The sequence below is a fragment of the Aurantiacibacter suaedae genome, from assembly GCF_005434915.1.
GTDB classification, from domain to species: domain Bacteria; phylum Pseudomonadota; class Alphaproteobacteria; order Sphingomonadales; family Sphingomonadaceae; genus Alteraurantiacibacter; species Alteraurantiacibacter suaedae.
Map to the genome: position 1 here is coordinate 765,598 of NZ_SKCG01000002.1, position 13,960 is coordinate 779,557.

Annotated in this window: 13 protein-coding genes; 5 read left to right on the forward strand and 8 right to left on the reverse strand. The window is 61.7% G+C overall.

Annotation, left to right across the window (positions count from 1 at the left end; genetic code table 11):
• Window positions 1-2 precede the first annotated feature (2 nt).
• Window positions 3-818 (forward strand): family 16 glycosylhydrolase, encoded by an 816-nt coding sequence (locus E0473_RS10060; RefSeq protein WP_137680711.1) that lies wholly within the window; start codon window positions 3-5, stop codon window positions 816-818.
• A 38-nt stretch (window positions 819-856) separates the two neighbouring features.
• Here the strand turns inward: E0473_RS10060 and E0473_RS10065 are convergent, their stop codons facing one another.
• Genes E0473_RS10065 through E0473_RS10090 form a run of 6 tightly spaced genes read right to left on the reverse strand, consistent with a single transcriptional unit; the run spans window position 857 to window position 6,348 of the window.
• Window positions 857-2,635 carry an ABC transporter ATP-binding protein gene (locus tag E0473_RS10065; RefSeq protein ID WP_137680712.1) on the reverse strand — a complete coding sequence of 593 codons (1,779 nt, stop codon included), beginning with the start codon at window positions 2,633-2,635 and terminating at the stop codon, window positions 857-859.
• The gene (locus tag E0473_RS10070) at window positions 2,632-3,561 is read right to left on the reverse strand and encodes a phosphoenolpyruvate carboxykinase (ATP) (protein WP_137680713.1); all 930 of its coding nucleotides are present in this window, start codon (window positions 3,559-3,561) and stop codon (window positions 2,632-2,634) included. The genes E0473_RS10065 and E0473_RS10070 overlap by 4 nt, the downstream gene beginning before the upstream one ends.
• A complete protein-coding gene (locus E0473_RS10075; RefSeq protein ID WP_137680714.1) occupies window positions 3,554-5,389 on the reverse strand; it encodes an asparagine synthetase B family protein in 1,836 nt (611 codons plus the stop codon). The genes E0473_RS10070 and E0473_RS10075 overlap by 8 nt, the downstream gene beginning before the upstream one ends.
• Before the next feature lies 1 nt (window position 5,390).
• Window positions 5,391-5,813 (reverse strand): lasso peptide biosynthesis B2 protein, encoded by a 423-nt coding sequence (locus E0473_RS10080; protein ID WP_137680715.1) that lies wholly within the window; start codon window positions 5,811-5,813, stop codon window positions 5,391-5,393.
• Complete coding sequence (locus E0473_RS10085) at window positions 5,814-6,164, reverse strand: PqqD family protein (RefSeq protein WP_137680716.1); 351 nt, start codon at window positions 6,162-6,164, stop codon at window positions 5,814-5,816.
• A gap of 43 nt (window positions 6,165-6,207) precedes the next feature.
• Entirely contained in the window at window positions 6,208-6,348 is a 141-nt protein-coding gene (locus E0473_RS10090) for a lasso RiPP family leader peptide-containing protein (protein WP_137680717.1), read from the reverse strand.
• A 280-nt stretch (window positions 6,349-6,628) separates the two neighbouring features.
• On the opposite strand from E0473_RS10090, the gene E0473_RS10095 reads away from it, so the two are divergent.
• A complete protein-coding gene (locus E0473_RS10095) occupies window positions 6,629-7,708 on the forward strand; it encodes a nucleotidyltransferase family protein (protein ID WP_137680718.1) in 1,080 nt (359 codons plus the stop codon).
• A 92-nt stretch (window positions 7,709-7,800) separates the two neighbouring features.
• Here E0473_RS10095 and E0473_RS10100 read toward each other — a convergent pair whose 3' ends face one another.
• Entirely contained in the window at window positions 7,801-9,102 is a 1,302-nt protein-coding gene (locus tag E0473_RS10100) for a UDP-glucose dehydrogenase family protein (protein WP_137680719.1), read from the reverse strand.
• Window positions 9,103-9,258: 156 nt separating this feature from the next.
• Window positions 9,259-10,269, reverse strand: a complete 1,011-nt coding sequence (gene galE, locus E0473_RS10105) for a UDP-glucose 4-epimerase GalE (protein ID WP_137680720.1) — start codon at window positions 10,267-10,269, stop codon at window positions 9,259-9,261.
• A gap of 223 nt (window positions 10,270-10,492) precedes the next feature.
• On the opposite strand from galE, the gene E0473_RS10110 reads away from it, so the two are divergent.
• The 3 genes from E0473_RS10110 to E0473_RS10120 all read left to right on the forward strand — a co-directional run bounded on the left by E0473_RS10110 (window position 10,493) and on the right by E0473_RS10120 (window position 13,949).
• Window positions 10,493-12,550, forward strand: a complete 2,058-nt coding sequence (locus tag E0473_RS10110) for a S9 family peptidase (RefSeq protein ID WP_137680928.1) — start codon at window positions 10,493-10,495, stop codon at window positions 12,548-12,550.
• Window positions 12,547-12,954 (forward strand): acyl-CoA thioesterase, encoded by a 408-nt coding sequence (locus E0473_RS10115; protein WP_137680721.1) that lies wholly within the window; start codon window positions 12,547-12,549, stop codon window positions 12,952-12,954. The genes E0473_RS10110 and E0473_RS10115 overlap by 4 nt, the downstream gene beginning before the upstream one ends.
• A 341-nt stretch (window positions 12,955-13,295) precedes the next feature.
• Entirely contained in the window at window positions 13,296-13,949 is a 654-nt protein-coding gene (locus tag E0473_RS10120) for a hypothetical protein (protein ID WP_137680722.1), read from the forward strand.
• The last annotated feature ends 11 nt before the right edge of the window (window positions 13,950-13,960 follow it).

A 13,960-nucleotide genomic window follows, 5' to 3' on the forward strand; every position in this document is an offset into this window, starting at 1 on the left:
GCATGAAAACATCCGGGATCCTGGCTACCTTTGCCCTGGGCGCCGCTGCGCTTGTCTCGCTCGTTGCTGTTGCGGGAGGTCGCACGGTCGATCAGCCGGCGGTGCCCCGGCCGACGAACACGGCCACGCAAGAGCGCCTCGTGGGCGGCCCTCCTTTTGTCGATAGCTTCGACAGTGAGAACGAACGACTGTGGTTCGTTTCCCACGGCTGGCGGAACGGAGACTGGGCCGTTAACGACTGGCGTCGCTCGCAAGTGCGCTTCGATGATAAGTTGCGGCTGACACTTGCCCGCAAGAAAACGGATAAGGCCGAGTTTTCGGGCGGGGAAGTGCAGACCCGGCGCAAGTATGGCCATGGCTATTACGAGGTGAAGATGCGCGCCGCTCCTGCCAGCGGCACGGTATCCGGGTTCTTCACATATACCGGACCATCGTTCGGAGATCCCTGGGACGAGATCGATGTGGAAATCCTTGGATCGAAGCCGCGCGAGGTGATGTTCACCTATTTCCGCGACGGCGAGAAGGTCTCGCACATCCACCAACTGGGCTACGATGCCACGGCGGAAGACCATGTTTACGGGTTCGACTGGCAACCGGGGTATATCCGCTGGTATGTCGACGGCGAGCTGGCTCATGAGGCCACTGGCGAAGGGCTGCCGCTGCCGATCAAGAAGCAGAAAATCATGGCATCGCTGTGGGGCTCGCAGCAGTTGACCTCCTGGGTCGGACCGTTCGACCCGGCGACATTGCCCGCGGTAATGACGGTCGATTGCATCTCTTTTTCGGAGGATTTTGCAAACCGGCAGAGCTGCGGCTGATCTTCGGCCTTTGAGGATATAAGGCCGTAAGCGCCCGCTTACATATCCGCGCCTTCGCCGCGCAGCATGGCGGCGAGGCGGCTGTGCGGATCGGCGGCCAGCGCGGCAAATGTTCCGCTTTCTACACAACGCCCGTTTTCGATCGCGATCATGTCGTCGGCGAAGCGGATCATCGAGGGGCGATGGGCAACGGTCAGGATCGTGACCTTGCCGCGCATGGCCGCAATGTCGGCGGCAATTTTCTGCTGGTTCTCCCAGTCGAGCGCGCTGGTGGCCTCGTCGAGGATAAGCAGCTTGGGATTGCGCAGCAGAGCACGGGCGAGGGCGATGCGCTGGCGCTCGCCGCCCGAAAGGCGGGTGCCACGCTCGCCGACAACGGTTTGCAGGCCGTCCGAAAGCTGTTCGACGAAAGGCAGTGCCTTGGCCTGATCGAGCACTGACCACAGCAGTTCGTCGCTGGCATCGGGCAGGGCGATCCGCAGGTTGGCGGCGATCGTATCGTGGAGCAGGAAGGCTTCCTGCGGCACGAAGGCAACCGAACCGCGCCAGGCCCGGCGGTTTTTGTCGGTGACCTCCACCCCGTCGACCAAGATTCTGCCCTCGGTCGGACGCAGCAAGCCCATGACGAGATCAGCAATCGTGCTCTTCCCGCTGCCTGATGGCCCGATCAGCGCGGTGATGCGGCCGAACTTGATCGAGAGATTAACATCCTCAAGGGCCGGCTTTGCTGTTCCGGGATAGCTCAGCGACAGGCCTTCAAGCCGGATTTCGTCGGTAAACGGCGGGGCGGCTTCGCTGCGCCTGCCCTTCGGCTCGGCGGCCTGCGCGAATACCGTGGTCTGTTCGCGGAAGCTGTCGAAGGCGGGCAGGTTGGACAGCAGGTTCTGGATCGATTCCTGGATCGCCCCGAAGCGTGGGGCCAGGCGTAGGAAGATCAGCAGCAGAACGATCAGCCGCCCGAAATCGAGCTGCGCCACTTCCACGGCAACCCAGATGAAAGACGCGGCCGCAATCGCGCTCATCACCTGAAAGCTGAATGTTCCCAGCGTGCTGATGCGGTTATAGCGCAGCGTGGACTTGCGGATCAGGCTCAGCCTTTGCCAGAAACGTTTGGCATAGGCGTCTTCGATCAGGAACGACTTGGCCACCCGTATGCCGGTGAGGAATTCGAGCAGGGTGCGGTTCTGCTCGCGGAACATCTGGCCGACATCCTGCCCGAACCGCGTCGCCTGGCGGCGGATCGGATATAGCGCAGCAAACATCACAAGGCCGATGAAGACGGCGAACAGCGCCATCTGCCAAGAGACCAGCAAGGCCATCGCCAAATAGGTCGCCAGCAGGATCAGCGCTTGAAGCAAGCCCATCAGGTTCGATGCCGCGATCTGCACACGCCCGGTTTCGACCGTGAGCATGTTGTTCAGGTCCGACACGCGCGATTGCTGGAGCACCTCCCACTGCGCATTGCCCGCGCGCACGAAGAAGGCCTGCCGCACCCGGTCGATGGCGTGATGCATGACGGTGGCGAGATACAATGTCTTCGCCCGGATCAGCGCGCCCTGCATGAAGATGAGTACGACAAAACCCACCAGCAGCAGCCCAAGGCTGGGCTGAAAGCGCTGCATCAGTTCGCCGATGATCGGAACGTCGATCGTTTGGCCCGAACGCCCGGCGTCAATCGTGGCGATCAGCGGGATGAGCAGGAACAGCGAGACGCCTTCGGTAAAGCTCGCCAGCACGTTAAGTGCCAGCGCGACACCGATGCGCCCGTTGGTAAGCCGCCAGAGGAAGGCGACAAATCGCTTGAGGCTGGCGATCATGCCTCGATCCGATCGAGCGCCTTGGCGACAAGCTCCACGGTTTCATGCAGACGGGAAAGGGCGTCCGGGATTTGCAGCCTTGCGACCCTGGCCTTGTCGGCCAGCGTTGCGCAGGCCTTGAAGTGTCGCGCCTTGTCGGCTGGCGTCCAGGGGGCGTCGGCGAACCTGGGCATGTAGCTGAAACGGTTGATGGCGGCGATCGCGGCAGGGGTGTCGAAGGTATGCAGCGCCGGTTCGCTGCCGCCGCGGTCAAGCGTTGCCAGGCAGTCGAGGCTGGCCTTCTCGGTGCGCATGGCGGCCAGTTTGTGCTGGCGCTTGGAAAAGCCTTCGTAGACGAGCGGCAAAGCCTCGGCGCCTTCGACCTGAATGCTCGCCGCCGCGTCGTCGGCCAGCTTGAGCTGGGGGAAGGCCGGGTGACACACCGGCTTGCCACTTTCATCGAAGGTGATCGCCAGCAGATCGTCGGTGATGAGCGGATAGCCTGCCCGAACGAAAGCGGCCGCCGTCGTGGACTTGCCGGCCATCTTGTCGCCCATCAGGGCGATGGTCTTGCCATTGATGTCGATGGCGCTGGCATGGATGACGAAGAATTCGCGCCAGTTCAGCATCCAGGCCATGATCGGGCCGAGAATCGGAAAGGCGACATAGGATTCGGGCACCTCGGGGTATTTTTCGACCCAGACCGTGCTCTTGTCGACCAGCCGGAAGGCCGCGACGTCGGGCCAGGCCATCACCGTGCCGGCCGGATCGGCATAGTCCATCACAATGCCATCTTCGCGTCCGGGCAGGTCGCGCCCGATCGGATGATTGATGAAGCGTATATCGGGAACCGCGCCCGGAGAGGCGTGGCGAAGTTCCTTGAGGGGGATGTCGCTTTCGATCGTGAGGCCGAATGCGTCGTAAAGCCCCCTGCTTTGGTCAGACATTGTCCTCAACTCCAATCGGCTGCAACTTTGGCGGCGCTTGCGGGCGCCGGTCGCTGCCGAGCCACATCGCCAGCACTGCAACGCGCCATAGCGCGCGTGCATCGGGAGTGGTTATCGATGATCCGCCGTGTGCTACTTTGGACCAGATTTTTTCGAACCATTGCGGGTTTACAAGGCCCTGCAAATCGCTGTTGGACGCTGACGCGAGTTCGCGCAGGTTCGGACTGCGCTCGATCAGCCCGATTTTGAAGTCGCTCGTGAAGTCGTTCTTGTCGCGGCGCCAGGTCACGCTATCGGGCACACGGCCTTCCATCGCCTTGCGCAGCACGTAGCGGGTATATCCATCTCGCAGCTTCCAGTCCGATGGCAGACTGACCGAAAATTCGAGCAGGTCGCGGTCGAAGAACGGCAGGCGGATCTGCAGGCCGTGATGCCGCCCGCTCAGCTCGAGAGTCTCCAGCGCATGCGGCTGGAGCGGCGAGGCAATGGCGCTTTCCTGTATATCGCGCTCGGTATGGCTGGCGTGCGAGAGCTGCGACACGGGATGTTCGTCAGCGGGTTGATGGGCGAGCAGCTCGTCGCTGCGCACTTCGGTTTCTGCCGCAGCATCCGCTGACGAGCGACCGTGCAAGCGCTTCATCTTGCGATCCAGCCAGCGCCGTTCGCGGCGGTGAAAAAGATAGCGGTCGAAGACACGCCAGCGCGGCCTCGCCCAGAGGCACGCTGCGCCCTCGGCCTCTCTCCACAACTGCCACCACTGCCCACGCAGCGCCAGTTCGTTCAGCCGCCCGGTGCCATAACTAACGACTTCGTCGCCGCCGTGACCATGAAACAACGAGGTGCACCCCAAGTCGGCCGCCATTGGCAGCAGGCGGTTGGAAACCGACAGGCCATAGCCGAAGCTCGGTCCGTCCAGCACAGGGAAGTATGTCTCCAGCGTCGCCAGCGGATCGTGTTCCTCGCTTGCTAAACTGTGGTGATCCATCGGAAAATAGGCGCGCAGCGCGTCGATATATTTGCCGTCCGCCCAGCCATCGTTGCCACGATAGGTGAGCGATAATGACTGGATCTTAGACCGATCGACAGGACGCTGCATGAGAGAACCGGCGATGGCGGAGGAATCCAGCCCGCCACTCAGCAACACACCGATCTTTCCCGCATCCTTGGCGCAGTTGGCCACCGATCGGTCAAGCAAGTCGCGAAAGCGCTCTGCCGTATCGGCGGGCGCGGGCCGATTTTCGATGGCATGAACTGTCCAGTAGGGTTCGATCCGCTCTTGCGATGGCGAGATCGTCATCCAGTGGCCGGGGGCCAGCCGGGAAACGTGATTGTAGAAGGTGCCGGTCTTGTTGGCGGGAAAGCCATCGAGGAAGCTCGAAACGGCGGGCAGGCTGACCGTATCGGGACCATCGGCCAGCGCACGGGCCACGCCGGGAGAAGACGACATCGCCAGCCCGTCGGCCGTTCGCGCGAAGAACAGCGGTTCGACGCCCATGAAATCGCGCGCCACGTAGAGTTTGTTGCTGCCGATTTGAAGGATTGCGATGGCGAACGGACCACGCAGCCGATCAGCCAGCTGCGTGTTCCACTTGCTCCATCCCGCAGCGAGAATTTCCTGAGGCGTCGCGGCAGCCGTGAGACCCAGCTCATGAATGAGGTCTGCGGCGTTATCTGCACGCCAACTGCCGGCCAGTTCCAGCCGTCGTGGGCGATCAATGGCGGCGAAGACCGCGCTTTGGACCGTTTCGCCGCACGATGCGCTATTGTTCAGGCACGCAAAGGACAGCGAGCTTTGCGAGCGGGACCAGGCGAGGGCGAACCCAGCCATCCTATGACGGGTTCAGGTCGACCATCTTGGTGAAGGCGGCAAGTTCATCTTCGCTGCCTCCCAACAAGACGATACCATCGTGCAGAAGCCAAGCGTGCGACTCCAGCCTGCCGTTTCTGCCCATCTGTACGCCGACGCGGATGGTCGAGGTCATGCCATTGCGGCCAAGCAGATATTGCAGGCTCAGCGCTTTTGTAAGGCAATGGGCATAGGGGACGACGCGGGCGGTGTTCCGAACCGCCCAAGCAAGCGTGTATGGAGAACGAACCGGGCTAGAAGGAGCGGGCATAACCTTGATATGCCGCGCGATGCGCCGTTGCTTTGTCACCAGCAGGGCAAGCCGCATCGTGACGACCACGGCCAGTGCCTTGCAAAGCAATCCAAAATGTCTGGAGCCCAAGACGAATGCACGCCGCACGTTCATCTAGGGTTGATCCGTGATCAGCTTCGCCATTGCCAAGTCTTTAAGAACGTTCTGAATGTCAGGCAGGCACACGGCCTTGTCGACATCATAGACCTGGATCATCTCTTCGGCGATCATATCGGCATCCATAGGCCGATCGCCTAGTTTTTCCCAGATGAAGCTGGCGGTGCTGTTCAGCTTAAAATAGGTGCTCGTATTGAGATCGAGCAATGCGCTTCCGCCATCCAGATCGCACACCACAAGATCCTCGCAGCGACGATACATAGCGCTTGAATCCCCTGAATTCATCAACTTGTGCTGTATCCCGAACGCAGGGATGGCACAAGTGCTCGGCTGCGCGGCGTCGACCAAAAAAACGGCCGCCGAAGCGGCCGTTTTTCTTGGTGAGCTGCCCTTACGAGAAGGTCAGATTCTCCTCCGGTGTACCAACCGGGAACGCTTGGTCGAGGGTGTTACCGGTCGATGAACCCTTGGTCATCGCTTCGAACGAGCCGAGCTTTTCGAACTTGGGAGCTTCGTAAGTCTTCTTGGCCATAATTAGCCTCCATTATCTACGCAATTGAAAACATTCATCTTACCGCGCCAGTGTGTTGCGACCTCAAATGAGTCTCCCGGCCCTGAGCGCGAGCTGCCAGAATCTTGTGAGGGCCTCGATCACATAGAGTTAACGGCTTGGCAACCATATTTTGATGCGTTGCAGCAACGGTCCTATAGTGGGACATAATTGTGCCATAAGGCTGCTATGCTGATGAGGCCGTATCGGTCTTGGCTACGAATCGGTAAGACCGTGAACAAGGTGAGGCCTTGTGGAACAAATGACTGATAACGCTCGTATAAAAATATTGGAGCCCTTGCTCGGGGCCTTGCGCCAATGGGTCTATCCGGGCGAGGATGCGCCGTGGCGGCAGCGTGATACCGACTGGACTGCGGTGCTGGACCTGGCCGAAGAGAACAAGTGTCTGCTGCTTGTGGCGGAGGGGATGAGCAGGGCGCGAATCGCGATTCCGCCGAGTCGCGAGGACAAGGTGAAGGCCAAGCGCGAGGCCTGTCTCCTTCGCAGCATGGCCAACCTGGGGGTTACGGCAACGATTTGCAGCATCTTGCGCACGCACGGCATCAAAGTGGTGTCGATGAAAGGCGTGCTCAGGGCGCATGCGCTCTATGGCCGCTGGGATGTCCGGCCAGCGCAGGATACCGATATTCTCGTGCGCAGTGCCGACTACCGCTCTGCCATCGATGTGCTTGGGGCTAACGGATTCTTTTCGCCGATTTCGGCCCAGAACGCCTGGTGGCATGAATATCTTGGCGAATCGCCGCATTTGCCGGTGAACGGTGGAACCACTGTCGACCTTCATCACAAGGTCAGGCAGCCCGGAACGCCGGCGCCAACGGATATCGAGCGGATTCTCGCCTCGGCCAGGATGGCCAAGGTCGGTGGCCGCGCGATCCCGGTGATGAGCGATATGGATGCGGCAATGCTCACCGCCAGCAGCCTGGGCAAGGCGCTGAGAAGCGGTGAGGTGTGGCTACACTATGCGCATGAGCTTCTCGTCGTCACGGCGGCGCTGGATGACGATCAGCGCGCGTCCTACGACGCCTATGCGCGCGAAATCGGAGTTTCGCGCCTGTGGCAGTTCGCAACCGGCCTTGCGAACGCGACCTTCCTCATCGCAAAGAAGGGAGCGAATCCAAATAGCGATGACCAGTCGCGCTGGGCGGATACTTTGCTGCATACGAAAGCGCCGCAAGAGCGGCTCGGCAAGCGATCGCATTTGCTATGGAAGTGGACTGACGGGGATATCGCGCGGCCATACCGTTTCGCCCGCGAGTTCTGCCTGGTCCGGCTGGGCGACATGCGCCGCCACTACGAAGAAGCCAGGCAAGGGTCTGCCTAAGGCGCGTCTGGTTTTCCGGGCGGCGCTGAACCTGCGGGCAGCCAGAAGGCCCTTCCCGCAGGTTTGCCGCAATCGATCAGGCGCGGGGAGGCTTAGCGGCCGATCCCCACATAGGTGTAGCCCAGGCTTTCGGCCTGATCGCGGTCGTAGATGTTGCGCAGGTCGACCAGCACCGGCTGCTTCAGCATGGTCAGCACCCGCCGCAGATCGAGCGCGCGGAACTCGTCCCACTCGGTGACGATCGACAGCGCATCGGCACCCTCGATCGCCTCATAGGGCGAGGCGCAATATTCGACATTCTGAATCACGAGGCGGGCCTGTTCCTCGCCCTGCGGATCGTAAACCTTCACATTCGCACCGGCATCCTGCAGCGTCTGCACGATGGCGATTGCGGGGCTGTCGCGCATGTCGTCGGTGTTGGGCTTGAAGGTGAGGCCGAGCAGGGCAACGGTCTTGCCGCGAACATCGCCGTCGAGCGCCTGGATGATCTTGCGACCCATGGCCCGCTTGCGGTTGTCGTTCACCGACACCACCGCTTCCACGATGCGCTGCGGCGCGTCGTAGTCCTGGCTGGTCTTGAGCAGGGCCAGCGTATCCTTGGGGAAGCAGCTGCCGCCGTAGCCGGGGCCGGCGTTGAGGAACTTGGGGCCGATGCGGTTGTCGAGCCCGATCCCGCGCGCGACATCCTGCACATCGCCGCCGACCTTTTCGCACAGGTCCGCGATTTCGTTGATGAACGAGATCTTGGTGGCGAGGAAAGCGTTGCCGGCATACTTGGTAAGCTCGGCCGAGCGGCGGCTCATCTCGACGATGGGCGACTTGTTCAGATAGAGCGGGCGGTAAATCTCGCGCATCACTTCCATGCCGCGCGGATTGTCGCCGCCGATCACGATCCGGTCCGGGCGCTTGAAATCGTCAATCGCCGCACCTTCGCGCAGGAATTCGGGGTTCGAAACCACCGCAAACTCTGCATCCGGGTTGGTTTCCTTGATGATCCGGGCCACCTCATCGCCCGTACCCACCGGCACGGTCGACTTGTTGACGATCACGGTGAAGCCCTTGAGGTTTCGCGCAATTTCCTCGGCGGCGGCGTAGACATAGCTGAGGTCGGCATGGCCGTCGCCGCGGCGCGACGGGGTGCCCACGGCAATGAACACGGCATCGGCGTCGGTCACGCCCGCTTCCAGCTCGGTGGTGAAGGTCAGGCGGCCCGCGCGCACGTTGTTTTCGACCAGCGTCTCAAGGCCAGGCTCGTAGATCGGAATCTTGCCCTGCTTCAGCGCGTCGATCTTCGTCTGGTCCTTGTCGATGCAAGTGACGTCATGGCCAAAGTCGGCAAAGCAAGCCCCCGAAACCAGGCCGACATAGCCCGAGCCGATCATTGTCACGCGCATCGTAGGATATTCCTCGTTGAATTGTGCACTGCGGCGTACCCTTAGGGACCGCGGGTGGGAATGGGAAGATCATGTGTCAAACTGCCCCAAGCCGTGACAGGTCTTCGCGGTTCGCCGTGTCATAGAAATGACGAACCGCGCGGCTGGTGCGCCCGGCTATTCGGCGCGGATCGTGCTCAGTTTCTCTTCCCAGGCAAGCGCGTGGGTGATGATCGTGTCGAGATCGTCGTATTGCGGAACCCAGGGCAAGGTCGCTCTTATGCGCGCAGGATCGGAGACCAGCGCCGCCGGATCGCCCGCGCGGCGCGGCGACAGCTCGCGGGTCACCTTGCTATCGGTCACCCGGTCTACGGCATCGAGCACTTCCAGCACCGAGAATCCGCGGCCGTAGCCGCAGTTCATGGTCAGCGAGCTGGCGGGATCGCCGACCAGTGCCCCGAGCGCATGGACATGGGCAGCGGCAAGGTCGCTGACATGAATATAGTCGCGCACGCCGGTGCCATCGGGTGTGTCGTAATCGGTGCCGAACACGCCGACCTTATCGCGCTTGCCCAGGGCCGCCTCGCACGCCACCTTGATCAGATGGGTGGCGCCTGCGGTGGACTGGCCGGTCCGCGCTTGCGGATCGGCGCCGGCGACGTTGAAATAGCGCAGCACGCAGAAGTTCATCGGATGGGCCGCGCTGGTGTCGGCCAGCATCTGCTCGGTCATCAGCTTCGACCATCCGTAGGGATTGATCGGGCTTTTCGCATCGTCTTCGCGCACCGGCGATCTTTCCGGCACGCCATAGGTCGCCGCCGTGCTCGAAAAGATGAAATGGGGCACGCCCGCCGTCACCGCCGCCTGGATCAGCACGCGGCTCTTCGCGGTGTTGTTGTGATAATACTTGAGCGGGTTCTCGACCGATTCGGGCACGATGATGGACCCGGCAAAGTGCATGACCGCTTTCGTCCCCTGCTCGGCGAAGATGCGGGCCAGCAAGGCGGCGTCTTCGATATCGCCTTCGTAGAACGGCACGCCATCGGGCACGGCAAAGCGGAAGCCGGTGGTCAGGTTGTCGATCACGGCCACAGGCCAGCCTGCATGCTTCAGCGCCAGAACTGCGTGGCTGCCGATGTATCCCGCGCCACCAGTGACCAGAACCGGAACCTTTTCGCCGTCACTCATGTCAGATCTTTCCTCGCGCTGTGTTGCACTGCGGGACGAAGCGTTATCTCGCCCAGCTTGTCAAAGCCAGCCCTGCCTGTTGCGCCGTGCATGACGCGAGGCGCGATAGGGCCGCAATGTTGACATTTCGGTAGCGCGGCTCTCGAAAGGCCTCCCGCAACCTCGCGGGCCAGATACCAAGGCCAGATAACAAGGATCGCCAGTGAACGAGAACAAGGAGAGCATGAATAGCGAAGTGTTGCCGCCGGTCGCCGAGAAGCGGGCGCACGAGGTGAGCCATCATGGCCGCACGATCAGCGATCCCTACGCCTGGCTGCGCGATCCGAAATATCCGGAGATCGACGATCCGCAGGTGCTCGACCATCTGAAGGCCGAGAACACTTTCTTCGAGGCGCAGATGGGTGGCCGCAAGGCGCTGGTCGATGCGCTGTTCGCCGAAATGCGCGCGCGGATCAAGGAGGCCGACAGCTCGGTGCCGCAGAAGGATGGCGACTGGGTCTACTGGACCGAATACGAGGAAGGCGGCGAATATCCGCGTTACTGGCGGCGCCCGGCGGAAGGCGGCGAGGCGCAGTGCTACCTCGACGGGCCGAAGCTGGCCGAGGGCCACGATTACTTCAGCCTCAACGACGTTTCGGTGAGCGAGAACGGGCGCCTGGTCGCCTATTCGGTCGATACCAACGGCTCGGAACGCTACACCGCGAAGGTGGTCGACCTCGTCACCGGCGAGATGCTGAACGAAGAGATTCCCGATACCAATACCTCGCTGGTCTGGGCGGCGGACGATACGATGCTCGTCTATGGCCGTGCCAATGCGCAGTGGCGGGTCGATTCGATTCTCGTTCACCGGCTCGGCACCGATGCGGCAGATGATGCCGAAATTTACCACGAGGACCGCACCGGCTTTACCGCGAACGTGGCGCTGTCGGGCAAGCGCGACTGGCTGATCTTGCCCACCGGCGACCATGCCACCAGCGAGGTCCGCCTGGTGCCCGCGGCCGATCCGCTGGCCGAGGCGATTGTCGTCAAGCCCGCGCGCGAAGAGGTCGAATACGGCGTCGATGTGCATGGGGACACGATCTACATCTGGGCTAACGACACCCATATCAACTTCCGCCTCGCCAAGGCGACGCTCAGCGATCCGGCTAACTGGGAAGAGGTGATCCCCGGTTCGGACGAGTTCTACCTCACCGGCTTCGACCTTTATGAAGGCTTCTTCGTCACCGAGGGACGGCTGGCCGGGCTCGACCAGATCGCGATCCATTCCTACGACGCGCCGCTTAAAGGCAAGCCGATCGCGTTCCCCGAGGCGACCTATTCGGCGAGCCTTGTCGGCAATCCCGAGTGGGACGTGGACACGATCCGGCTCGTCTATTCCTCGATGGTCGCGCCGCGCACGGTCTACGATTATCACCTCGCCACCGGCGAGCTGGAGGTGCGCAAGGTGCAGGAGATCCCCTCCGGCTATGACGCCTCGCTTTACACCAGCGAGCGGCTGATGATCCCCGCGCGCGACGGGACCGAAATCCCGGTTAGCGTGGTCTACCGCAAGGATCGCGCTGCTGGCGGCCCGCTGCACCTTTATGGCTACGGCGCATACGGCATTGCCATCGATCCTTCGTTCTCGACCACGCGGTTGAGCCTCGTCGACCGGGGCTTTGCCTATGCCATCGCCCATATCCGCGGCGGCGACGACTTGGGTCGCGCCTGGTACAACGCGGGCAAGCGCGAGCAGCGCACCAATGCCTTCAACGACTTCGAAGACGTGGCACGCGGGTTGATCGATTTGGGCTACACCGCGAATGGCAAGATCAGTTCGAGCGGCGGCTCGGCTGGCGGCGAGCTGATGGGCGCGGTGATCAACCAGGCGCCCGAGCTGTTCGGCGCGGTGGTGGCGCATGTGCCCTTCGTCGACGTGCTCAACACCATGCTCGACGAGAGTCTGCCGCTGACGCCGGGCGAGTGGCCCGAGTGGGGCAACCCGGTCGAGGACGTGGCTGCCTTCGACCTCATCGCCAGCTACTCGCCTTACGATCAGGTGCGCACGCAAGGCTATCCGCCGCTGATGGTGACGGCGGGCCTGAACGATCCGCGCGTCACTTACTGGGAGCCCGCCAAGTGGGTCGCCCGCCTGCGCGAGCTGAAAACCGACCAGAACGCGCTGCTGCTCAAGACCAACATGGGCGCAGGCCACGCGGGCAAGACCGGGCGCTTCGAGGGGCTGAAGGAAGTGGCCGAGGAGGTCGCCTTCATCCTGTGGCAACTCGGGGTGGCCGAGTGAGCAACCGCTACCAGCAGACTTTCACCGCGCAGCCACAGCACATCGATGCCAACGGGCATGTGAACAACGCGGTGTGGGTGCGCTGGATGGAGGAGCTGGCGGTGGCGCACTGGCTGGCCGATGCTCTGCCGGAGCATGTGGACGCCTATGCCTGGGTCGTGACCCGGCACGAGATCGACTATCGCGGCAACGTGCAGCTAGGGGCCGAGGTAACGGGCCTGACCGAAATCCGCGAGGGGCCGAGGGGTGCGCGCTTCACCCGCTACTTTACCTTCACCGACACCGAGGGCCGCGAACTGGTGCGCGCCAAGACAAGCTGGGCGATGGTCGCGCGCGACACGTTCCGGGTGATGCGCGTGCCCGCCGAGGTGGCTGCGCCGTTTGCGCCTGAGAGCGGGTGGTAGATTTAGAGCGGGACCACGCGGGGAAGCAGCCGTTCGCGCCTTGTACCCGGACGCCTTGCCACATCACACTCGCTCAGCCTGAGCCTGTCGAAGGCTATGCGCTGAGGATAGCCCGCAGCGCTGCTCTTCTTCGCCAAAATCCCGCGCTGCAATGGGAGCTACTGTACTAACTACACGGATGACATGAATATGCGTAAAGTCGAAAGGAGGGCGAGGCACGGGGTGCACGTAGCCTTCGACAGGCTCAGGCTGAGCGGCGGTGGATATGACCGAAATGGGGTGAAGGTGAATATTGCGACTTTTGGCTGGTGAAGGATGCTTGGCTGGCATAATTTGTTGTGATGACTAAGCTTCCACCTACGGTCCAACAGCCCCGCATTCGCGCTAGAATCACGAACAATTGGGTTGACTACCCGCACAACGATTTATCGAACGCCGCTCGGTTGTTTCGAGAGCGGGTCAACAAGGCGATCGTAAACGACGAGCGTACAGACCGCATCTTCCTCGACATGATAGCCTGTGTGACAATGATCGCGTTTTCGCTTGAGGGCTACGTCAATTTCATCGGCGCGAAGTTACTCGATGGCGAACCAGACGAATGGGCGAATTTCGAGTGGGCCAGCGTTCGGGATAAGATCAAGACAATCCGCAAGCTGACAGGCATTCAAATTGATTGGAGCAAACGCCCATACTCGACAACAACCGAGTTGAGCGATCTCCGCAACATGCTCGCTCACCCCAAGGCGCAGAAGGCAGAACCTCGCGAGTGGATCGCAGAGGGCACAGATAGTGAGTTCAAGAAGGTGCTCCGCAAGTATGAACCTGCGTGGGTAAAGGCTATCACTCCGTCATTTATAGACAAGGCACATACGGACGTCGAGGCGATCTGGAAAATCCTGTTGGCGGCTGCAAAGATCAAAGAGTTCGAGGCGTGGAGTGGTGGTTCGCAGGGTATTGAGCTAATCGATATCCTATCTGCTTATGAAGAAAAGTAAGTATGCAGCCG